Source organism: Rhizobium sp. 32-5/1, from assembly GCF_029537235.1.
Lineage (GTDB): Bacteria > Pseudomonadota > Alphaproteobacteria > Rhizobiales > Rhizobiaceae > Pararhizobium.
On sequence record NZ_CP120638.1, the window covers coordinates 23,745 to 43,099 of the forward strand.

23 protein-coding genes and 1 pseudogene are annotated in these 19,355 nt (G+C 59.5%); 10 read left to right on the forward strand and 14 right to left on the reverse strand.

Annotation, left to right across the window (positions count from 1 at the left end; translation table 11 throughout):
- Nucleotides 1-86 precede the first annotated feature (86 nt).
- Nucleotides 87-212, forward strand: coding sequence for a DUF1127 domain-containing protein (locus P6U16_RS00120; RefSeq protein ID WP_277702142.1), 126 nt, complete (start codon nucleotides 87-89; stop codon nucleotides 210-212).
- A gap of 81 nt (nucleotides 213-293) precedes the next feature.
- On the opposite strand, the gene P6U16_RS00125 is transcribed toward P6U16_RS00120, so the two are convergent.
- Genes P6U16_RS00125 through purC form a run of 5 tightly spaced genes read right to left on the reverse strand, consistent with a single transcriptional unit; the run spans nucleotide 294 to nucleotide 2,722 of the window.
- The gene (locus P6U16_RS00125; protein ID WP_277702143.1) at nucleotides 294-701 is read right to left on the reverse strand and encodes a hypothetical protein; all 408 of its coding nucleotides are present in this window, start codon (nucleotides 699-701) and stop codon (nucleotides 294-296) included.
- A gap of 52 nt (nucleotides 702-753) precedes the next feature.
- Nucleotides 754-1,425, reverse strand: a complete 672-nt coding sequence (gene purQ / locus P6U16_RS00130) for a phosphoribosylformylglycinamidine synthase subunit PurQ (RefSeq protein ID WP_277702144.1) — start codon at nucleotides 1,423-1,425, stop codon at nucleotides 754-756.
- Complete coding sequence (locus P6U16_RS00135) at nucleotides 1,422-1,679, reverse strand: hypothetical protein (protein WP_277702145.1); 258 nt, start codon at nucleotides 1,677-1,679, stop codon at nucleotides 1,422-1,424. The genes purQ and P6U16_RS00135 overlap by 4 nt, the downstream gene beginning before the upstream one ends.
- A gap of 20 nt (nucleotides 1,680-1,699) precedes the next feature.
- Nucleotides 1,700-1,942, reverse strand: coding sequence for a phosphoribosylformylglycinamidine synthase subunit PurS (gene purS / locus P6U16_RS00140; RefSeq protein ID WP_277702146.1), 243 nt, complete (start codon nucleotides 1,940-1,942; stop codon nucleotides 1,700-1,702).
- Between the two features lie 15 nt (nucleotides 1,943-1,957).
- Nucleotides 1,958-2,722, reverse strand: a complete 765-nt coding sequence (gene purC, locus P6U16_RS00145) for a phosphoribosylaminoimidazolesuccinocarboxamide synthase (protein WP_037159871.1) — start codon at nucleotides 2,720-2,722, stop codon at nucleotides 1,958-1,960.
- 233 nt (nucleotides 2,723-2,955) lie between these two features.
- Between purC and P6U16_RS00150 the strand changes: the two are divergent.
- Nucleotides 2,956-3,271, forward strand: a pseudogene (locus P6U16_RS00150) (ATPase inhibitor subunit zeta).
- A gap of 55 nt (nucleotides 3,272-3,326) precedes the next feature.
- Here P6U16_RS00150 and P6U16_RS00155 read toward each other — a convergent pair.
- Nucleotides 3,327-5,864, reverse strand: a complete 2,538-nt coding sequence (locus tag P6U16_RS00155; protein ID WP_277702147.1) for a bifunctional diguanylate cyclase/phosphodiesterase — start codon at nucleotides 5,862-5,864, stop codon at nucleotides 3,327-3,329.
- Between the two features lie 229 nt (nucleotides 5,865-6,093).
- Nucleotides 6,094-6,648 carry an alpha/beta hydrolase gene (locus P6U16_RS00160; RefSeq protein ID WP_277702148.1) on the reverse strand — a complete coding sequence of 185 codons (555 nt, stop codon included), beginning with the start codon at nucleotides 6,646-6,648 and terminating at the stop codon, nucleotides 6,094-6,096.
- Nucleotides 6,649-6,871: 223 nt separating this feature from the next.
- Here P6U16_RS00160 and P6U16_RS00165 point away from each other — a divergent pair, with 223 nt between their 5' ends.
- A complete protein-coding gene (locus tag P6U16_RS00165; protein WP_277702149.1) occupies nucleotides 6,872-7,678 on the forward strand; it encodes a DUF2189 domain-containing protein in 807 nt (268 codons plus the stop codon).
- A 67-nt stretch (nucleotides 7,679-7,745) separates the two neighbouring features.
- Here P6U16_RS00165 and P6U16_RS00170 read toward each other — a convergent pair whose 3' ends face one another.
- The 6 genes from P6U16_RS00170 to P6U16_RS00195 all read right to left on the reverse strand — a co-directional run bounded on the left by P6U16_RS00170 (nucleotide 7,746) and on the right by P6U16_RS00195 (nucleotide 13,027).
- The gene (locus tag P6U16_RS00170; protein WP_277702150.1) at nucleotides 7,746-8,051 is read right to left on the reverse strand and encodes a PilZ domain-containing protein; all 306 of its coding nucleotides are present in this window, start codon (nucleotides 8,049-8,051) and stop codon (nucleotides 7,746-7,748) included.
- 146 nt (nucleotides 8,052-8,197) lie between these two features.
- Nucleotides 8,198-9,499, reverse strand: coding sequence for an adenylosuccinate lyase (gene purB / locus P6U16_RS00175; RefSeq protein ID WP_277702151.1), 1,302 nt, complete (start codon nucleotides 9,497-9,499; stop codon nucleotides 8,198-8,200).
- Nucleotides 9,500-9,562: 63 nt separating this feature from the next.
- Entirely contained in the window at nucleotides 9,563-10,093 is a 531-nt protein-coding gene (locus P6U16_RS00180; protein ID WP_277702152.1) for a hypothetical protein, read from the reverse strand.
- Between the two features lie 59 nt (nucleotides 10,094-10,152).
- Nucleotides 10,153-10,830, reverse strand: a complete 678-nt coding sequence (rpe, locus tag P6U16_RS00185) for a ribulose-phosphate 3-epimerase (protein ID WP_277702153.1) — start codon at nucleotides 10,828-10,830, stop codon at nucleotides 10,153-10,155.
- Nucleotides 10,831-10,910: 80 nt separating this feature from the next.
- Nucleotides 10,911-11,927, reverse strand: a complete 1,017-nt coding sequence (locus tag P6U16_RS00190) for a P1 family peptidase (protein ID WP_277703942.1) — start codon at nucleotides 11,925-11,927, stop codon at nucleotides 10,911-10,913.
- Nucleotides 11,924-13,027 (reverse strand): branched-chain amino acid ABC transporter substrate-binding protein, encoded by a 1,104-nt coding sequence (locus tag P6U16_RS00195; RefSeq protein WP_277702154.1) that lies wholly within the window; start codon nucleotides 13,025-13,027, stop codon nucleotides 11,924-11,926. The genes P6U16_RS00190 and P6U16_RS00195 overlap by 4 nt, the downstream gene beginning before the upstream one ends.
- A 228-nt stretch (nucleotides 13,028-13,255) precedes the next feature.
- Here P6U16_RS00195 and P6U16_RS00200 point away from each other — a divergent pair, with 228 nt between their 5' ends.
- The 7 genes from P6U16_RS00200 to P6U16_RS00230 are packed head-to-tail and all read left to right on the forward strand — an operon-like array spanning nucleotide 13,256 to nucleotide 18,925.
- Complete coding sequence (locus tag P6U16_RS00200) at nucleotides 13,256-13,705, forward strand: flavin reductase family protein (RefSeq protein WP_277703943.1); 450 nt, start codon at nucleotides 13,256-13,258, stop codon at nucleotides 13,703-13,705.
- Between the two features lie 23 nt (nucleotides 13,706-13,728).
- Nucleotides 13,729-14,658 (forward strand): MoxR family ATPase, encoded by a 930-nt coding sequence (locus tag P6U16_RS00205; protein WP_277702155.1) that lies wholly within the window; start codon nucleotides 13,729-13,731, stop codon nucleotides 14,656-14,658.
- Nucleotides 14,659-14,660: 2 nt separating this feature from the next.
- Entirely contained in the window at nucleotides 14,661-15,923 is a 1,263-nt protein-coding gene (locus tag P6U16_RS00210) for a VWA domain-containing protein (RefSeq protein ID WP_277702156.1), read from the forward strand.
- Nucleotides 15,924-15,946: 23 nt separating this feature from the next.
- Entirely contained in the window at nucleotides 15,947-16,282 is a 336-nt protein-coding gene (locus P6U16_RS00215) for an XdhC family protein (RefSeq protein ID WP_277702157.1), read from the forward strand.
- Nucleotides 16,279-16,986, forward strand: coding sequence for an XdhC family protein (locus P6U16_RS00220; RefSeq protein ID WP_277702158.1), 708 nt, complete (start codon nucleotides 16,279-16,281; stop codon nucleotides 16,984-16,986). The genes P6U16_RS00215 and P6U16_RS00220 overlap by 4 nt, the downstream gene beginning before the upstream one ends.
- Nucleotides 16,983-18,602, forward strand: a complete 1,620-nt coding sequence (locus P6U16_RS00225) for a molybdopterin-binding/glycosyltransferase family 2 protein (protein ID WP_277702159.1) — start codon at nucleotides 16,983-16,985, stop codon at nucleotides 18,600-18,602. Before P6U16_RS00220 ends, P6U16_RS00225 begins: the two co-directional genes overlap by 4 nt.
- Nucleotides 18,603-18,607: 5 nt before the next feature.
- Nucleotides 18,608-18,925 (forward strand): TfoX/Sxy family protein, encoded by a 318-nt coding sequence (locus tag P6U16_RS00230; RefSeq protein ID WP_277702160.1) that lies wholly within the window; start codon nucleotides 18,608-18,610, stop codon nucleotides 18,923-18,925.
- Nucleotides 18,926-18,928: 3 nt separating this feature from the next.
- Here the strand turns inward: P6U16_RS00230 and P6U16_RS00235 are convergent, their stop codons facing one another.
- Entirely contained in the window at nucleotides 18,929-19,348 is a 420-nt protein-coding gene (locus tag P6U16_RS00235; RefSeq protein WP_277702161.1) for an NUDIX domain-containing protein, read from the reverse strand.
- Nucleotides 19,349-19,355 lie beyond the last annotated feature (7 nt).

Consider the following 19,355-nt stretch of genomic DNA (forward strand, 5'->3'; position numbering starts at 1 on the left):
AATCGGAATATGGCACATCCTTCCCAAAGCGGGCGCGTGCACATGTTCGCATTGCCTCCTGGTTCGCAACCGTGTGGGCATGGTTGATGTGGCAGAGTGAAAAGTCACGGACGCGCATTGCGCTTTCCGAACTGACGGACAGCCAGCTCGACGATATCGGCGTCACGCGGGCCGAGGCTCGACGGGAAGCCTGCCAGTCCTTCTGGAATTAATCGCGGAGCCGCATTCATCACAGCTGAAGAACGTTCGACAATCTGCTCTTTACCCTGCCAGCGCGCGCTGCGATGCGTGTATCAGTTACATGCGGGATTGCCGGAGGCCCAGCGACGGATATCCGTCTTCATGCGCGCGCCGACTGGCTCATCAAGCAGGGGGCCGAAAGCCTGCATCTGCGCGGGCTGACCTTCGGCCTGGACAACGGCAAGTGGCCGCGATTCCGGAGAGTTGCGATGCACAATGAGAATGCGCGGGCGTCCGGAGAAGGAGTTGAGCTCCGGGGCAAGGCGGTATGCCTTGAAGGCAGAATCACCCGATTTGAACCAGCAGCGATTGGCTCCGAGAGCGACACGCTCCATCGTCGGCAGAGCCGCGGCGCTTTTTGTTGGTGCCGGCGGTCGCTCGGACTGGCAGCCGGCTGTCAGCGCCAACAAGCCCGTGGCGCCGGCAATCGCCAATCGGCGGAAGATGATGGATGTGCGCATCGGAAAGCCTCGGTGATTCGATCTCGTATCGAAGCTTCTATCAGCCAGAAGGTTAAGCAGCGATGACTTCCAGCGCCGATGCGATCAGACCACGACCGTCCGAGCCGCCATGGCCAGCCTCGATAAGGTTTTCCGGGTGCGGCATCATGCCGAGAATATTGCCCTTGGCGTTGATCAAGCCTGCAATGTCGTTGATGGAACCGTTGGGGTTCGTACCTTCGGCATAGCGGAACAGAACCTGGCCGTTGCCTTCGATCGACTTCAGAGTCTCTTCGTCGGCGAAGTAATTGCCGTCGTGATGAGCGACCGGGCAGCGGATGATCTGCCCCTTGCTGTAGGCGCGGGTGAAGTCCGTTTCGGCATTCACCACTTCCAGCTTGATTTCCTTGCAGACGAATTTCAGCGACGCGTTGCGCATCAGCGCGCCCGGCAGGAGGCCGGCCTCGACGAGGATCTGGAAACCGTTGCAGACGCCCAGAACCTTGACGCCCGCTTCTGCCTTGGCCTTGATCGCCTGCATCACCGGCATGCGCGCGGCGATCGCGCCGCAACGCAGATAGTCCCCATAGGAAAAGCCGCCCGGGATGACGATCAGGTCGACGTCCGGAATTTCTGTTTCCGTCTGCCAGATCGTGACCGGCGCCGTGCCGGAAATCTTGGTGATCGCAGCGATCATGTCACGATCGCGATTGAGGCCTGGAAGCTGGACGACGGCGGACTTCATGGGTGCGGTTCAAACCTTGATTGGGCCTCGGCAAGCTCACGCAGCTCTAGGCGGTTTTCGATACGGTCGAGACGAGTCTCGTGGCGGGAAAGAATGCCGTAGATATTATGAATGTCCTGCTGCATCGAAACCATTGTTCCGCGCATCGCATTCAGTTCTAGTCGGATTTCTCGTTGACCTTCCTTCAAGGCGGCAACGTCGCCATGAACGCGCTTCAGCAATTCATACATCAGTTCGTTTGTGATGTCGGCCATTGCATCACCTCATTCAACCATCAGGCGAGTGAGATAGTGTAATTCTCAATCACCGTATTGGCGAGCAGTTTTTCGCACATGGCTTTCAGGTCAGCCTCGGCCTTGGCCCTGTCGGCGGTCTCGATCTGGATATCGAAGACCTTGCCCTGGCGGACATGGCCGATGCCGTCAAAGCCGAGAGCGCCGAGGGCGCCTTCGATTGCCTTGCCCTGGGGGTCTAGAACGCCGTTCTTCAGCGTCACAGTCACGCGTGCGTTGATCACTGTCGTCTTTCCTGCTTATTTCACCAGAACCGGGCCGGAGCCGCGCGGTGGTTCGTTTTCGTTCATGATGCCGAGGCGTCGCGCCACTTCCTGATAGGCCTCGACGAGGCCGCCCATGTCGCGGCGGAAGCGGTCCTTGTCCATCTTTTCCTTGGTTTCGACGTCCCACAGACGGCAGCTGTCCGGCGAGATCTCATCCGCCAGGATGATGCGCATCATGTCGCCTTCGAAGAGGCGGCCGCATTCGATCTTGAAATCGACCAGCTGGATGCCGACGCCCAGAAACAGGCCGGTGAGGAAGTCGTTGATGCGGATGGCAAGCGCCATGATGTCGTCGAGTTCCTGTGGGCTTGCCCAACCGAACGCCGTGATGTGCTCTTCAGAGACCATCGGATCGTCCAGCGCGTCAGCCTTGTAGTAAAACTCGATGATCGAGCGCGGCAGGACCACGCCTTCCTCGATGCCAAGACGCTTGGCGAGAGAACCGGCGGCAACATTGCGCACGACGATCTCAAGCGGAATGATCTCCACTTCCTTGATCAACTGCTCGCGCATGTTGAGGCGGCGGATGAAATGGGTCGGGATGCCGATCCTGTTCAGATGCGTGAAGATATATTCGGAAATGCGATTGTTGAGCACGCCCTTGCCGTCGATAACCTCATGCTTCTTCGCGTTGAAGGCTGTAGCATCATCCTTGAAGAACTGGATCAGAGTGCCCGGCTCGGGACCTTCGTAAAGGATCTTTGCCTTGCCTTCGTAGATACGGCGGCGACGATTCATCAATGTTGTCTCTATGGTTGCTGGCGCTCTTGGGCTGCGCCATCGGCATTCTCTAGTCGGGTCATTAACCGAAAAGAATACATTTCACAATCGCGGTCTCAGCCGTTCCCCTGAATTAGGTGAGGGTAACACGAAAGTCGCCAAAGCGGAAAACTTGCATTGCACTTTCGCCGAGCTTTTGGTTTATGGGCGAAAAGCCGTTTCGGCGCGGACTCTTTTGGGGAGATTGAAGGATGGTCAATATGCAGGATCGCGAAAAAGCATTTGAATCGAAGTTCGCACTCGACGAAGAGTTGAGGTTCAAGGCAGAAGCCCGCCGCAACAAGCTTCTCGGTCTGTGGGCTGCAGGCCTTCTCGGCAAGTCCGACGCTGATGCGTATGCCAGGGAAGTGGTCGCCGCCGATTTCGAGGAAGTCGGTCACGAAGATGTCGTTCGCAAAATCCGCGCAGACTTTGATGCCGCGGGCATCGCTCAGAGCGACGAGCAGATCTCGCCTGAAAATGCTGGAATTGCTTTCCGAAGCCGTGACACAGATTCAGAACGGCTGATCCGTCGCAGCCGGTGATGATTTGAAAAGCCGTGCAGCCTCGCTGCACGGCTTTTTTATGCCGTCACATCTTTTCGTATCGTTCGGCGCGACCACTGCTCCGGCCGTGCTGCCGGGCGCCAGTTCTCGCAGCGCGCAAAAATTTCGAGATCCGTCTTCGACATCGGCTTTGCAAACGCGTAGCCCTGCAGGATGTCGCATCCGAGGTCGCGCAGAATATGCGCGTGCGCGAGCGTTTCAACGCCTTCGGCGACCACTTCGATGTTCAGCGAATGGCCGATATCAATGATCGAGCCGACGAGGCGGCGCTGTTCGGCCGCAACCGTGATCGGCTCCACCAAAGCCCGATCGATTTTCAGGCGGCTTGGGCTCAGCTTCAGCAAGCCGACGATCGAAGCATGCCCGGTCCCGAAGTCGTCGATTTCAACATCGATACCCAGTCCCTTCAGCGCGCTGATCGTTTCGGTCACGGATTCTTCAAGATCATCGAGAAAGATCGACTCCAGCAGTTCGAAGGAAAGAATGCCGGGCCTGATCGTCAATGCTTTCAGACTTTCAATCAGGCCCGGTTCGCGCAGCCGGCGAGAGGAGACATTGACGGAAAATCGTTGAATTCCGAGCCCCATGCGGTCCCAGTCGTCGAAATCGTTCAAGGCCTGTTCGGCGATGACCCGGTCGATTGCCGAGAGTGCGTTCACGTCCTCGGCGACCTTGAGGAAATAGGCGGGAGCCAGCAAACCATGCACAGGATGGCGCCAGCGCGCCAGCGTCTCGACGCTGGTAATATCCAGCGAACGCGCGCAGAATTGTGGCTGGTAAAAAGGCACGAATTCGTGTTCCTCCAACCCTTTCATGATCTCGTCGGCAGTCTTCTTGGCGTGGTGGATCTGTGTCTGAAGCTGTGTCGTGAAGAATTCGTAACGGTTGCGTCCAAGCCCCTTGGCGCGGTAAAGCGCGATATCCGCATTCATCAGTGACTGCTTGGCATCATGCGCATCTTCGCCGACCCAGGCTATGCCGACACTTGCCCCGAAGCGGCAAAGATGCCCTTCATGGGAAACCGGCTGCCGAAGTGCGCCAATGACGGCATCGGTCATTGTCACGATCTCGGTCCTGTTGCGGCCAGGGCCGCAAAGAACGACAAACTCATCACCGCCAATCCGCGCCACGAAATCGTCGGTTTGTACCAACGTGGCCAGTGTCCTGGCTGTGTGGATCAGCATAGCGTCACCGGCCTGGTGGCCGAGCGTATCGTTGATCTGTTTGAAACGATCGAGATCGATATGGAGAATCGCGGAGTATTTCAGCTTGTCGCTGGCCCATTCTTCGAGACGCTGATCAAGAAAACGGCGATTGGGAAGGCCGGTGAGATGGTCATGCAGCGCATTGTATTCAATGCGAACACGGGCGGCTTCAAGCTCCTGATTGCGCGCGTCCGCCAACATTTTGGCGCGTGCCAGTTCCTCCTGCAACGCCACGTCTTCCGTGACATCCCAATTGGCACCGATCAGTCTGCTTGCACCATCTGCATCGAGATAAGGGGCTGCATTCGAGCGGATGGAGCGAATGGTTCCGTCTTCCAGGACAATCCGAAATGCGTTCACAAAGGGCTTCTGTTCGCGGACGGCCTCGGCAACATTTTCGGATGCCGTGTTCAGATCTTCCGGGTGAACGAGCTTTTCCCAATCCGCTGGTGAATACCGACTTCCCGGTCGATCAAGGCCATAAATCTGCATCATCCGCTCATCCCAGAGGGCCTCGCCAGTATCGAGATTGAAGTCGAAGACGCCGATTTTCGAGACATCCAAAGCGAGCCGGAGCTTGCGGGAAATTTCGGCGAGTGTCGCTTCGTCGCGCTTGCGCTCCGTGACGTCCGTATCCGTACCGATGATGCGGCTTGGTTTGCCGTTCGGGTACCATTCGATGGATGAACCGCGGCTTTCGATCCAGACCCAGTGACCATCGGCATGACGCTCGCGATACTGGAAAACACTGAAGGCGACTTTGCCTTCATCCTGCAGTCGGATGGAGGCGAGAACATGCGCCTGATCGTCGGGATGGACACCCTCCAACCATTTTTCGAGGGAACCATCAACCGTTGCATCCGGGGCAAGGCCGCGGATTTTGCGCCAGGTTGATGAATAGAAGAACTCGTCTTTCTGGAAGTTGTGATCCCAGACCCCCTGATACGCGCTCTCAAGGGCGTATTTCCAGCGTGTCTCGCTTTCCTGCAGCGCGCCGAGCGTTTGCATCAGGCTGTCGATTATTTGTGTCTGGATGATCACCTCGAAGTGACCGGTCTGCACGCTCAGCCTGGCAAAACTCACGATCGTCCAGATCGGCTCAGCCTGTTTCGGCTGCAGGCGGATGGAAATCGTTCCTGGCCAATGCGTTGCCTTGCGTGTGTCGGAAAGCGCTTGATCAACGGCGGGCACGTCGTCCGCATGAATGAACGTCCGGAACGGCAGACCGGCGAGATTGCTGGTTTCTGACCCCGTCAATCGCGTGAATGCGGGGTTTGCCGACTGGATAATACCCTCTGCCGTGACGACGCAGATACCGCTGCCGGCCTGCTTCAAAATGGCGGAATCCATTCCGGCCGCCGCAGGCATCGGTGGTTCCTGCCAGTTTTTCGGGTCGCTGATGATGGGCACCGATGTTCGAACTCGCTTATTTTCAGCGATGATGATCAAGGACAATGAAATTCAGATTAATGACGAGGTATTTACGGCTTGTTCCATGAATTGCCTGCTCTCGGCATGTAGCGTGGCAAAACGTCTGAATATACCGATCGCCTCTAGTCTTCTTTTCCGGAATTGCCGTTCATGGCTTCAGTCGGCTGAGGAACTGGGCGAACACCATGGTTCCCTCCGGCCAGGGACCATGCCCCGATTCGGTATTGATATGGCCGGACTCTCCCGCGTCCACCAGAAGCGAGCCCCAGGCATTGGCGATGTCTCCCGCATGATCATAGCTGCAGAACGGATCATTGCGGCTGGCAACGATCATCGAGGGGAAGGGCAGTGGATCGCGCGGGTAGGGTCCGAACGTCATCAGGTGCTTTGGCTTAATCTTTGGATTGGCGACATCTGGAGGTGCGACGAGAAACGCGCCCGCGATCTTCTTGTCTATTCCCGATATGGCATGGGCGACGGCTGCGACACCGAGCGAATGGGCGACGATGACGATGGGCTTGGTGGCGGCATTCGCCTCTTCCACCATGCGAGCGATCCAATCCTCTCGCACCGGTTTTGACCACTCCGCCTGTTCGACACGCCTTGCCGATGCGAGCTTGCTCTGCCAGCGGGTCTGCCAATGTTCCGGGCCGGAATTGGTGTAGCCTGGGACGATGAGGATATCTGCTTCGGATGATTTCATGGTAACGGCGATGTGAGGTCGAGGAGGGATGAAGTCAAGTGAAAGAATGGCGCAACGGGTGTAGGGTATCGCCAAAGGCGGTGGTGTCACAACCGCTTTGTGCCGTCTGCTGAAGCGGCAATTGGGTTCAGAACGCATGCGCTCACCTGTCATGCCTTTTCTTGACGATGGCGTCGTGCCTTCCGGATCAGGTTGGTGACGTGGATCAACAAGGAGGATGGCTATGACGGCTTTTCACGTAATGGCGGGGCCGGGCGACGTCGTCGCGCACCCTGGAATTCGCAAGATCGGCGTGGCCGATGTCTTCGATGCGTTGCGCCTGGGTTTTGAGGATTTCCGCACCAAGCCATCCCATTATGCTTTTCTGTGCCTGATCTATCCGATTGCAGGTGTCGTCCTCGCCACCTGGAGTTCGGGCGTGGACATGCTGCCCATCCTCTATCCTCTCGCTTCCGGCTTCGCTCTCCTGGGACCGGTCGCGGCCATCGGCCTCTATGAAATCAGCCGGCGTCGCGAGCAAGGTCTCGATACCTCGTGGCGACACGCGTTCGATGTTCGCCATTCGCCCGCCTTGCCGGCGATCCTTGTCGTCGCTGCGATGCTTTTAATCCTGTTCGTTGCGTGGCTGATCGTCGCACAGGCGCTCTATGTGCGGTTTCTCGGCGAGGTTCCGCCCGCCTCGCTTTCGGCTTTCATGAGCGGCATTGTCGGCACGGAAGCGGGCATCGGCTTGATCCTCGTTGGAAATGCGGTCGGCTTTGTTTTCGCCGCCGTCGTTCTGGCAACCGTCGTAGTGTCGTTTCCGCTTTTGCTGGATCGCGACGTGGGTGCTGTTTCCGCCGTTGAAACATCGATCCGCGCCACGCTTGCCAATCCTGTTCCGGTTGCCGTCTGGGGCTTGGTGGTTGCGGCAGGCCTTTTGCTCGGTTCGCTCCCGGTCTTTATCGGGCTGATCGTCGTGATGCCTATTCTCGGTCATGCGACCTGGCATCTCTATCGCAAGATGGTCGAGCCGGAACAGATCGGCTAAAACGCTTGGCGCAGCTTTAAAGGCCGCCTTTTGGGGCGGCCTGTTGCAGGTGGCTGGGTATTCAGACTTAGCGGAAGAATTTGTAGTAGGACGAAATCTGCGCCGCCGTATTCGACGAAATATTCAGCTTTATGCCGATCTTGTCGCTGCGATACCAGTGCACGGTCCCCGTGAGGTGACCCAGCTCCTCGCTCTCGATCGTCACTTCCTGGCCGGTCTTGGCATTGATGTCGAAATAGAGCTGGAAGCAGATGCCCGCTGGCGACAGGTCCTTGACGATGCCGCGGCTCTTGCCGTTCTTGCAACTGACCGTGCCCGTAAACTTCGTTGCTGTGCGCTTGGCCTTCCGCTCAATGACTTGCTGCTGTGGCATATATCCTCCATCTCCGCATGGATCCGTCTGGAAACGATGGCAGAAAAGGCTGAAGGATATTTGAGGAATTTCGCCGGCATTTTACCGATCTGCTCCGATTGCAGACAGATTGGAGAAGGGAGGCGTGAACGCCTCCCTTTCAAGCGTCAGCCGAAGACTCGGCCGAAAATCGTATCGACGTGCTTGGTGTGGTAGCCCAGATCGAATTTCTCGCGGATTTCGCTTTCGGGCAAAAGGGCGCGAACTTCGCTATCGGCCAGCAGTTCTTCGAGGAAGTCCTTGCCTTCTTCCCAGACGCGCATGGCATTGCGCTGGACGAGGCGGTAGGAATCCTCGCGCGAAGCGCCAGCCTGGGTCAGGGCCAGGAGCACACGCTGCGAGTGAACGAGACCACGAAACTTGTTCATGTTCTTCATCATGTTATCGGGATAGACGAGCAGCTTGTCGATGACGCCCGTGAGCCGCGCTAGCGCGAAATCGAGCGTCACCGTCGCGTCCGGTCCGATCATGCGCTCGACCGAGGAGTGCGAAATGTCGCGCTCGTGCCAGAGCGCCACGTTCTCCATGGCCGGCAGGGCAAAGGCGCGGACCATGCGCGACAGGCCGGTGAGATTTTCGGTTAGCACCGGATTGCGCTTGTGCGGCATGGCCGACGAACCCTTCTGGCCCGGAGAGAAGTATTCTTCCGCTTCGAGCACTTCGGTGCGCTGCAGATGGCGGATTTCCGTTGCCACGCGTTCGACGCAGGAGGCGATGACGCCGAGGGTCGCGAAATACATCGCATGGCGGTCGCGCGGAATGACCTGCGTCGAGACCGGTTCTGCCGCAAGGCCCATGGCCTTCGCGACATGTTCTTCGACGCGCGGGTCGATATTGGCGAAGGTGCCGACGGCGCCGGAAATCGCGCAGGTGGCGATTTCTTCGCGGGCCGCGATCAGGCGCTTCTTGCAGCGCTCGAATTCGGCATAGGCAAGCGCCAGCTTGACGCCGAACGTCGTCGGCTCGGCGTGGATGCCGTGCGAGCGGCCGATGGTCACCGTGTCCTTGTGCTCGAAAGCGCGGCGCTTCAGTGCCTCCAGCAACTTGTCGAGATCAGCGAGCAGAAGGTCGCTGGCCTTGACGAGTTGGACGTTGAAGCAGGTGTCGAGCACGTCGGACGAGGTCATGCCCTGATGCACGAAGCGCGCGTCCGGGCCGACGATTTCGGCGAGATGCGTCAGGAAGGCGATAACGTCATGCTTGGTCACTGCCTCGATTGCGTCGATGCGGTCAACGTCGAATGTGGCGGCTCCGCCTTTTTCCCAGATCGTTTTTGCGGCTTCCTTGGGAATGACGCCCAACTCTGCCAGCGCGTCGCAGGCATGCGCCTCGATCTCGAACCAGATGCGGAATTTGGTTTCCGGCGACCAGATGGCCACCATTTCCGGACGGGAGTAACGCGGGATCATGGGCTCTCAGCTTTCGTCATCAGGGAAGTTTGGTTGTGCCTCTAGCAAAGATGGCGCGCAATCTCAACGCTGCATATCGTGCGGACGCATGGCCAGCCACAGACTGGCTACTACCAGAGCAGCCAGTCCGAAGGGAAGATAGAGCCTGACGCCCATGACAACGAACTGGTAGGAGGCGGACGCCGAGGTGAAGACGAATTGGTAGACCCATATCCTCGTGCCGAAGGGTGCATGCCATTGCTCGAAGAAAAGGCGGTAGTGCAGGGCAAATAAAAGCGTCGTCGAGGCGATCGTCAGGACAGTGAAGCAGAGGAAATAGGCGGCAAACCGAGTCTCAACGCTGCGACCCAAGGCACAGAACCGGCCGATGAAAATCGAAAAGGGCCAGGCGATCACGCCACCTGCGAAATACAATGTGAGAATTTTCGTCAGCTGGAATGTGGCTCCCACTTCACGCAGCAAAAGTGCGATGAGTGCAGATGCCGCCATCAGAAGACCCCAGATCGGCGTGCCGAGCAGCAACTCACGCCGGCTTGGCAATGCTGCCCGCAGGCGTTGCCCGGAGCGCCCGAAGATGCCCTGCGGTCCTACCACTGCACTTTTGGATCTCGACCGTCATGTGCCGGACCCAGCGCCGCCGCCGGCAGCCCAATTCATCTCAGTCCGCTTTCCGCCGCTGTCCGCAACTCATCGATCGCAGTCCGGTAACCTTCGATAGAACCCGCCCTGAAGATCGCGGAGCCTGCAACGAAGACATTGGCGCCGGCGCTGGAGGCGATTGCGATCGTCTCGGGGGCTATGCCGCCATCGACCTCAAGGTCGATCGGTCGATCCCCGATCATGGCGCGGATGCGGCGGATCTTTTCCGCAGTGGCATTGACGAATTTCTGGCCGCCGAAGCCTGGGTTCACGGTCATTACCAGAACGAGATCCACAGTATCGAGCACGTATTCGATCACGCTTTCCGGGGTGGCCGGATTGAGCGAAACGCCGGCCTTCTTGCCGAGTGCCCGGATGCTCTGCAGTGATCGATGGAGATGCGGACCGGCCTCTGCATGCACGGTGATAATATCGCAACCGGCCTTGGCGAAGGCTTCGAGGTAGGGATCGGCAGGGGCAATCATCAGGTGGCAATCGAAGGTCGCCGTCGTATAGGGGCGCAGCGACTTGATGACATCCGGGCCGAAGGAGATATTGGGAACAAAATGCCCGTCCATCACGTCGAGATGGATCCAGTCGGCTCCCGCCTCCGCGACATCACGCACTTCCTGTCCGAGTTTTGCGAAATCTGCAGCCAGAATGGACGGGGAAATCCGGATCGGCAAAGGCATGATGACAGGCACTCCCTAGGTTTTCCCGGCCATAGCATTGCTTTTGGGATCAAACAACATTTCCGAGCGCCACATTCTCGTTATTGCGGATTTCGAACCGATTGCCATGTGGGCAGAAGATCGCCCTCCGCGGGGCTTGCCGCGTAAACGCCCCTTGCAATCGCTCTCGCCATGGTTGACGTGGCTGCCGCCCCGAGATCGATGAAGTCCTGCACGGAAACGGTCTTGCCGCTTGCGCCGGTGGCCAGGGCAAACACGAGATCACCATCAAGCGGCGTATGCGAGGGCCATAGCGCCCGGGAAAAACCGTCATGCGCCGAAATCGCCAGTCGTTTGGCTTCCGCCTTTGACAGGACCGCGTCGGTCGCGATCAAGGCGATCGTCGTGTTCTGAGCCTCGATTTTCTGCTCACGGAACTTGATGCGCAGATCGCGGGCATTGTGGGGGAAAGGGTACGGCATTCCGAGACCGCCAAATTCCATGTTTTCCTCGAAGGGTGCCGCCCAAAAATGCCCCGTATCGCCGATCGTTGCGGAACCAAGCGCGTTGACCGCGACCAGTGCGCCGATGGTGATGCCGTTTGGCAGGGCCATTGACGCCGAGCCGAGGCCACCCTTGAAGGTCGCGGTCAGTGCACCGGTGCCGGCACCTGCCGTTCCCGTGGCGAAATTCCGCGACGCCGCCTCAACCGCTGCGTAACCGAGATCGCGATAGGGCGGATAGCGCCCCCAGTCCTTGTTGCCGCCATTGATGAGGTCAAACAGGATTGCTGCCGGAACGATCGGGACGCGAAGCGGGCCGACGGCAAAGCCACGTCCCATTTCGCGCAGGGCCGCCTGCACACCGGAGGCGGCATCCAGGCCGAAAGCCGAGCCGCCGGAAAGAACGAGCGCATCGACTGTCTGTACGGCGTTGTGGGGCTCCAGGAGATCGGTCTCGCGCGTGCCGGGCGCTCCACCAAGCACCTGTACCGCGGCAATTGCGGGAGGATCGCACAGCACCACGGTCACGCCGGATTTCAGTGTCGCGTCCGCGGCGTTTCCGACGGTCAGTCCGCCGACATCGGTGATCAGGTTGAGCGGGCCGGGCCGCATCAGTCTGCCGGTGGAAGAGGGGATACGGGCACGAAACGGCCGTCTTGCCACCGCATCAGCCGATAGGGATTATCGGCCAGCTCGTGGCCCTTATCAAAGCGGATCGCGCCAAGAGCTGTCGGGTAGGGGCCTTTGGCGAGCGCATCCAGCAATCCGGTGCCATCCTTTGCCGCCTGATCCTTTGCCAGTTCCAGCAGTGATACCGCTGCAAAGGAAGGCAGTACATATCCTTCCGGCACAAGCCCAGTGGCCTTCATGGCGGCGCTGACGGCTTTTGCCTCGGGCAGGGTCGCGTAATCCGGCAAGGTGACGGCCAAAACGCCGTTTTCCAGCGGAACGGTCTGGTCGGCGGCGCTGAGCGCTTCGCCGCCCATGAGCGTCAGGTCAAACGATTCCGACTTCGCGTCACGCGCGATGATCGCCGTATCTATGCGGTCGCCACCGGTGAATACGTGTGTCGCGCCGCTCTTGGCCAGCCTGCGCACGAGCGCCACCTGCTGCTCCTGCGCGGGACGATAGGTATCGTTGAAGACAGGCGTCAGCCCGATCGCGGCAAGTGCTTCGCGCACGCTCTCGACAAGCTCGCGCCCGTGGATCGTGCCGTCATCGATCAGTCCGAGCGGTTCGCCTTTCCAGCGCGACAGGATGATGTCGGTGATCCGCGCCGCTTCCGCCTTCGCATTCGGCACCAGCCGGAAGAACGGCCATTTCTTGCGCAACGCATCTTCCATCAGGATATCGGAGCGAACGCTGAGCGAAAGTGCTGGCATCGACGATTCGGCAAGGGCCGGTAGGACGGCCTCAAGGCTTTCGGTGCAGAGAAAGCCGATGGCAGCCTCGGCGCCTGCTGCAACGACCGCCTTGGCGAGCGCTTCACTATCTGTTGTCTCGCAGGTCTCGTTGATCGGAATGATTTCCGAGCCGTGGTCCTGCGCCTGGAACTGCGCACCATCCAGAATCTGCTTGCCGAGAAGGGCAAATGGACCTTCGGTCGGCGCGACGACGGCGATTTTCAGACCTTCCGCCCGCGCCGGTTTGGCCTGCGTCATCGCTGCCATGTTCAGGCCTATCAGGATCAGGATTGCGACGAAGGAACGGTACATACAGCTTTCCAGGTGAAGAAAGGCCATGTTTTAAAGATGTGGTCGCAAGCGTCAAAGGAAAAGATCGAAGCCTCGCCGCATACCATAACAATTGCCGCGATTAAGCCAGAAATTCGCCGCTTGGCGGGTTTCATAATTCTTTTCAATGGCTATGTATGGGCTGCACTCGATCAGGAGAAAGCAGTGTTGGACAAGCCGCGACTCGATCCGTTGACCTACCGCGATGCCATGAGCCGGCTCGCGGCGCATGTGCAGGTCGTCACGGCCGCCAAGGATGGCGAGCGTCGCGGCGTGACAGTGACGGCCGCATGTTCGGTCTCGGACAATCCTCCGACCCTTCTGGTCTGCCTGAACGGCGCCAATCCGCGAAACGCCATTTTCTCCCTCGGCGGCAGCTTTGCGCTCAATCTTCTTTCGGCCGACGAGACCGATATTGCCCATGCTTTTTCAGGGCGCGATCAACTGGATTCGGCCCTGCGTTTTTCAAGGGCCGCCTGGACGACACTGGAGACCGGCTCTCCGGTGTTGACGAACGCCGCAGCAGCTTTTGACTGCCGGATCATCGATGTGAAGACGGTTGCGACACATATCGTGCTGTTCGGCGAAGTCGTCGCCGTGAAGCTCGGCGAAAAGAAACCGGCTCTGCTTTATCTGGACCGGAGCTACCGCACGCTGTAGGTTTTCCCAAGGGAGAACGCATCATGACGTCATATCAAAGCGGGACGATACCGGCCTCTATCGGTGAGACGATGGCGATGCTCGAATCGGGCGATTATCTGGCTGGAACTGCGCTGGCGACGGTGCTCTTTCTGTCGCTGCGCATGAAGCGGCCGCTGTTTCTGGAAGGCGAAGCCGGCGTCGGCAAGACGGAGATCGCCAAGGTTCTGGCTAAGGCACTGAACCGCCCGCTGATCCGACTGCAATGCTACGAGGGTCTCGACGTCTCGTCTGCCGTCTATGAGTGGAACTATGCCGCGCAAATGCTGGAAATCCGTCTTTCCGAGGCATCCGGAACGACTGATCGATCGCGCATCGAAAGCGATATTTTTTCCGAGAGATACCTGATCCGCCGTCCGGTGCTGCAGGCGATTTCGGGTGAGCCCGGCAGTGCGCCAGTATTCCTGATCGACGAACTGGATCGCACGGACGAGGCGTTCGAGGCGTTTCTGCTGGAAGTGCTTTCCGATTTTCAGGTGACGATCCCGGAACTCGGCACGATCCGCGCGCAAGAGCCGCCGATCGTCATCATCACGACAAACCGGACGCGCGAGGTGCATGATGCCCTTAAGCGCCGTTGCCTTTATCACTGGGTGGATTATCCGAGGGCAGAGCAGGAACTGGAGATCATCCGGCGCAAGGTTCCGGGCTGCAATGCGCTCCTTTCACAGGAAATCGTGGCCTATGTGCAGAAGCTGCGCACACTCGATCTCTTCAAGAATCCCGGCGTTGCCGAAACGATCGACTGGGCGACGGCCCTGACCGAACTCGACCGTCTGGCGCTCGATCCTGATACCATTGCCGATACGCTCGGCACCTTGTTGAAATACCAGGATGATATCGCCCGCATCGAAGGCAGCGAGGGGCGCCAAATCCTCGACGAGGTGCGGGCCGAACAACGGGCGGTGGGCTGATCATGGAAGCCTTTGTTCAACAGTCTGAAAGCGCGGTGAGACGGCCGGAAGACGGACGCGTCCCAGATGAAGGGCGGCTGGCCGACAACATCGTCTTCTTTGCCCGCGTGTTGCGCAAGGCCGGCCTCAAGATCGGTCCAGGCGCCGTTGCCGATGCTATCAGGGCCGTGGCGCTGATTGGCATCGGCTCACGGGCGGAGTTTCACGCGGCGCTGCACAGCATCTTCGTCAAGCGGCACGAGGACAGTGCGGTCTTCGACGAGGCGTTCCGGTTGTTCTGGCGCTCGCGCGATCTTGTCGAGAAAATGATCGCGATGCTCTCGCCCAAGATGGCGGATCAGCGGGAGAAGGAAAAACGAAGGGCCGGCGAGGCGCGTGTCAGCGATGCGCTGTTTTCCGGCCAGGATGCAAGCCGGCCGCCGCGCGGCGAGCCCGAGGTCGAAATTGATGCGCGTTTTACCGCGTCCGGAGGCGAAGTGTTTCGCGAGACGGATTTTGCACAGATGACGGCCGTGGAGCTCGCAGCCGCGAAAAAGGCGCTCACGGGGCTCGTTCTGCCAATGGACCGCGTGACGACTCGGCGTTTTCAGGCCTCCCGCCGTCCGCGACGCATCGATCCGCGCGCCACGATGCGCGATGCGATGAAGACTGGCGGCGATCTCATCCTACCGCGCTTTCGCGAACCGAAGACCATCCACCCGCCGCTTGTGGTGCTTGCCGACATTTCCGGCTCGATGAGCCAGTACACCCGCATCTTCCTGCATTTTCTGCATGTGCTGACGGAAAAGCGCCGGCGCGTACACGCTTTCCTGTTCGGCACGCAACTGACCAATGTGACGCGGCAGATGAAGAACCGAGATCCGGACCAGGCTATCGACGATTGCACGGGGGCGGTGCGGGACTGGTCGGGTGGCACGCGCATCGGCGAGACCCTGCATCTGTTCAACCGGCTCTGGGCGCGAAGAGTGCTCGGGCAGGGCGCTGTCGTGCTTTTTATAACCGATGGGCTGGAGCGGGAAGACGTCGGCGATCTCGCGCGCGAGATGGATCGTCTGCACCGCTCGTGCCGCCGGCTCATCTGGCTGAACCCGCTGTTGCGGTTTGAGGGCTTTGAAGCACGCGCCCGTGGCGTCCGGGCCATGCTGCCGCATGTCGATGAATTCCGCGCCGTCCACAATCTGCAGGCCATCGCAGATCTCGTCGATGCGTTGTCAGGAACGCGCCGTGGCGAGTGCGACCCGCGCCGTTTCATGGGCCGGATATGAGTTCGGAATCGAAGGGCTGTACCATGCTCCAGACACCATATGAAAACGATCCGCTGATGGTGGCCGAACGCTGGTTGAGGGACGGCCGGAAGGTTGCCATCGCCACTGTCATCGAGACTTGGGGCTCGGCGCCGCGCCCGGTCGGCAGTCATCTGGTGATCGATGTCGATGGCAATTTTCATGGCTCGGTCTCGGGCGGCTGCGTCGAGGGTGCGGTGATTAGCGAGGCGGTCGATGTCATCGAGCATGGACAGGCGAAGGTGTTGGACTTCGGCGTTGCGGACGAAACGGCATGGCGTGTCGGCCTGTCCTGTGGCGGCCGGATCCGCATCCATGTTGCAAAACTGGGTGACGCATGAGGACAGGTGATCTTTCCGCGCTCAATGCCGCGCGTTTGCGCCGGGAAGCCGTGCTGTCGATCACCCGACTTTCTGACGACAGCAGTGTCATCTTCCTTGAGGGTCAGGCGTCGCCGCCTGGCCTTGAGGATTCGGTTCGGCTTGCCTTCCGAAGTGGAAAATCCGCGTTAGTCGAAGCCACCGGAGAAGCGCTGTTTCTCAACGTCTATCTGCCGCCACCCCGCATCGTGGTTATTGGTGCCGTGCACATTTCCCAGGCGCTTGCGGTACTGAGTGCGATTGCAGGCTTTGATCTGCTCATCATCGATCCCCGCACAGCCTTCGCCACGCCGGAGCGTTTTGTCGGCGTTGATCTTGTCGCCGACTGGCCAGAGGACGTGTTGAAAATCCGTCAGCTTGATCCTTATACCGCGCTCGTCGCGGTGACCCATGACCCGAAGATCGACGATTTTCCCCTGAAAGCCGCTCTGGATTGTGGATGCTTTTATGTGGGCGCTCTGGGTAGCCGCAAAACCCATGCGAGCCGGGTGGAGCGGTTGCGGGCCAATGGCGTGGCGGAAGATGCCTTAGAGCGCATATCGGCACCGATCGGGCTCGATATCGGTGCCGCCAACCCGGCCGAAATCGCCGTCGCAATCCTTGCGGACATCATCGGCGCGTTCCGCTCCCGCGACATTTCGAGCGTGCCGGAGACTGCCGTATGAAATTTGGTTCCGTTCCCGTCGCCCAAGCAGAAGGCTGCGTGCTGGGACATGCGGTTAAGCTTACAGGCCAGCGATTGCCCAAGGGGCATGTGCTGACGCGGGACGATATCGTTCTGCTGGGGGTGAGCGGCGTGATGGACGTTATCGTCGCGCGGCTGGATGCGGGCGACCTGCTGGAGGATGTTGCGGCGCGCCAGCTTGCGGCGGTGATCCGCCTCGACCACATGCGCGCGTCGGAGGCGGCTACAGGGCGCGTGAACATATACGCGACTGTGGACGGCCTATTCATGCCTGATGTTGCTGTGGTCGATCGTTTGAACCGGATCCATCCGGCGATCACCCTTGCTTGTCTTGCCGATCATAAGCCCGTACGCGCCGGCGATATGGTGGCGACCGTCAAGATCATTCCGCTGGCCGTCGCTGGCGCCGCTGTCGAGCAGGCTCGTGCGCTGCTTGGGTCTGCATCGGCCTTTGCCGTCAAACCCTTCATGTCCAAGCGGGTGACGCTTGTCGCTACCACGCTGCCATCGCTTAAGCACGGCGTGATGGATAAGACGCGGCGGATTCTGGAGGATCGGCTTCTCCCATCGAAAAGCACGCTTGTGGAGGAACTGCGCGTAAAGCACGACGCGGATGCCATTGCGCAGACAATCAAAAAAGCGGCTGTCACCTCCGACCTGATCATCATCTTCGGCGCCTCGGCGGTTGCCGACCAAGATGACGTGCTGCCGGCGGGCTTGCGGCTTGCCGGCGGTGTGGTGGATTATCTCGGCATGCCGGTCGATCCGGGTAACCTGATCGTCGTCGGCCGTGTTGGCGATATTCCGGTCTTAGGGGCACCCGGCTGCGCCCGCAGTCCCAGGGAAAACGGTTTTGACTGGGTCCTGAACCGCATTCTGGTGGGGGAGCAGCCATCGGCGTACGATATTTCGGGCATGGGCGTCGGCGGCTTGCTGATGGAAATACCGACCAGGCCGCGGCCGCGCGAACGGTCGCAGGGAGAGGAAAAGCTGGTAAGCGTTGAGATTGTCGTGCTCGCGGCCGGCAAGGCAAGCCGCATGGGGGCGTCTGGCCATCACAAGTTGCTGGCCGAATTCGAGGGTGTGCCGATGGTCCGCAAGGCGGTGGAAGCAGCCATGTGTGCGGCCGAATCACGGGTCATCGTCGTCACCGGGCATCGCGCGGTGGAGATCATCGACGTCCTCAAGGGGCTTGATATTGCGACCGAATACAATGACCAATACGCCGATGGCATGGCGACCTCGTTGAAAACGGGGCTCAATTCCGTCGATCCCAAAACAAGCGGGCTTCTGGTGATGCTCGCCGACATGCCGGGAATTGACGCGGGGCACCTGCGCCGGATGATTACCGCTTTTACCGAAGCGAATGGGGAAGCCGTGGTGCGTGCCAGCCATGACGGCAAACGCGGCAATCCGGTCATTCTTCCGCGGGCGACGTTCGCAGCAATTGGGAATCTGCAGGGTGATGTCGGCGCGCGCCACGTCATCGAAACCTGCGGACTGCCGATCATCGATATCGAACTCGGGTCGGCCGCTCATCTGGATCTGGATACAACCGATGCCGTGCTCGCGGCCGGTGGAGTTTTGAAAGGGTAATCGATATGGACAATGCTGCGATTGAGGAGATGTTCGAAACGCTCGGTCCCGTCAGCATCCGACGCATGTTTGGTGGAAAGGGTGTCTATGTCGACGGCCGGATTCTTGCCCTTGAGGTGGATGGCGAAATCCTGTTGAAGGCCGATGACATCAGCGCGCCTGAGTTCGAGGTCGCCGCAAGCCGTCAATGGGCCTATGACGGCAAGGGCAAACCGGTGCGGATGCCCTATTGGTCGGTTCCCGAGGAGGCTTTCGATGATCCGGACGAGATGGCGCGCTGGGTAAGGCTTGCCTATGAGGCCGCCCTCAGGGCCAAGAAATAACGATCAGGCCTGCCTTGCCTTCAATGCCGCAACGGCATCTTCCGCAAAGCGTGACAGCGGTTGAGGCAGGTTGTCGAGTGCGTACCAGCCGATATCCGAAAGCTTATCGGGTTCGGTCAGCCTTGGTTCGCCTGAGAAATTCTCCGTCACATAGATCAGCGAAACCCAGTGCTGGCGGTCGGCGGCTACAATCTGTTCGCTGACGCAGAGAAATTCGACCGAACCGATAGACAGCCCGCTTTCCTCTTCGGCTTCGCGCACTGCACCGTCCCTGGAGAGCTCTAGGTGATCGACCTTGCCGCCAACGATGTTCCAGTGCCCGGATTCCGGCGCCTTCAATCGCTTGCAAAGCAAAAGCCTGCCGTCTTTTACAACGGCAAGCCCACATCCCACACCGGGGAAATCAATGCCTGGAAGGGCCATGCGACAG

What these genes read in the sequence shown, in the direction of transcription:
- P6U16_RS00120 (WP_277702142.1), top strand. Translation starts at nt 87, where the DNA reads ATGTGGCAGAGTGAAAAGTCACGGACGCGCATTGCGCTTTCCGAACTG.
- P6U16_RS00125 (WP_277702143.1), bottom strand. Translation starts at nt 701, where the DNA reads ATGCGCACATCCATCATCTTCCGCCGATTGGCGATTGCCGGCGCCACG.
- purQ (WP_277702144.1), bottom strand. Translation starts at nt 1,425, where the DNA reads ATGAAGTCCGCCGTCGTCCAGCTTCCAGGCCTCAATCGCGATCGTGAC.
- P6U16_RS00135 (WP_277702145.1), bottom strand. Translation starts at nt 1,679, where the DNA reads ATGGCCGACATCACAAACGAACTGATGTATGAATTGCTGAAGCGCGTT.
- purC (WP_037159871.1), bottom strand. Translation starts at nt 2,722, where the DNA reads ATGAATCGTCGCCGCCGTATCTACGAAGGCAAGGCAAAGATCCTTTAC.
- P6U16_RS00155 (WP_277702147.1), bottom strand. Translation starts at nt 5,864, where the DNA reads ATGGATTCCGCCATTTTGAAGCAGGCCGGCAGCGGTATCTGCGTCGTC.
- P6U16_RS00160 (WP_277702148.1), bottom strand. Translation starts at nt 6,648, where the DNA reads ATGAAATCATCCGAAGCAGATATCCTCATCGTCCCAGGCTACACCAAT.
- P6U16_RS00165 (WP_277702149.1), top strand. Translation starts at nt 6,872, where the DNA reads ATGACGGCTTTTCACGTAATGGCGGGGCCGGGCGACGTCGTCGCGCAC.
- P6U16_RS00170 (WP_277702150.1), bottom strand. Translation starts at nt 8,051, where the DNA reads ATGCCACAGCAGCAAGTCATTGAGCGGAAGGCCAAGCGCACAGCAACG.
- purB (WP_277702151.1), bottom strand. Translation starts at nt 9,499, where the DNA reads ATGATCCCGCGTTACTCCCGTCCGGAAATGGTGGCCATCTGGTCGCCG.
- rpe (WP_277702153.1), bottom strand. Translation starts at nt 10,830, where the DNA reads ATGCCTTTGCCGATCCGGATTTCCCCGTCCATTCTGGCTGCAGATTTC.
- P6U16_RS00195 (WP_277702154.1), bottom strand. Translation starts at nt 13,027, where the DNA reads ATGTACCGTTCCTTCGTCGCAATCCTGATCCTGATAGGCCTGAACATG.
- P6U16_RS00200 (WP_277703943.1), top strand. Translation starts at nt 13,256, where the DNA reads ATGAGCCGGCTCGCGGCGCATGTGCAGGTCGTCACGGCCGCCAAGGAT.
- P6U16_RS00205 (WP_277702155.1), top strand. Translation starts at nt 13,729, where the DNA reads ATGACGTCATATCAAAGCGGGACGATACCGGCCTCTATCGGTGAGACG.
- P6U16_RS00210 (WP_277702156.1), top strand. Translation starts at nt 14,661, where the DNA reads ATGGAAGCCTTTGTTCAACAGTCTGAAAGCGCGGTGAGACGGCCGGAA.
- P6U16_RS00215 (WP_277702157.1), top strand. Translation starts at nt 15,947, where the DNA reads ATGCTCCAGACACCATATGAAAACGATCCGCTGATGGTGGCCGAACGC.
- P6U16_RS00220 (WP_277702158.1), top strand. Translation starts at nt 16,279, where the DNA reads ATGAGGACAGGTGATCTTTCCGCGCTCAATGCCGCGCGTTTGCGCCGG.
- P6U16_RS00225 (WP_277702159.1), top strand. Translation starts at nt 16,983, where the DNA reads ATGAAATTTGGTTCCGTTCCCGTCGCCCAAGCAGAAGGCTGCGTGCTG.
- P6U16_RS00230 (WP_277702160.1), top strand. Translation starts at nt 18,608, where the DNA reads ATGGACAATGCTGCGATTGAGGAGATGTTCGAAACGCTCGGTCCCGTC.
- P6U16_RS00235 (WP_277702161.1), bottom strand. Translation starts at nt 19,348, where the DNA reads ATGGCCCTTCCAGGCATTGATTTCCCCGGTGTGGGATGTGGGCTTGCC.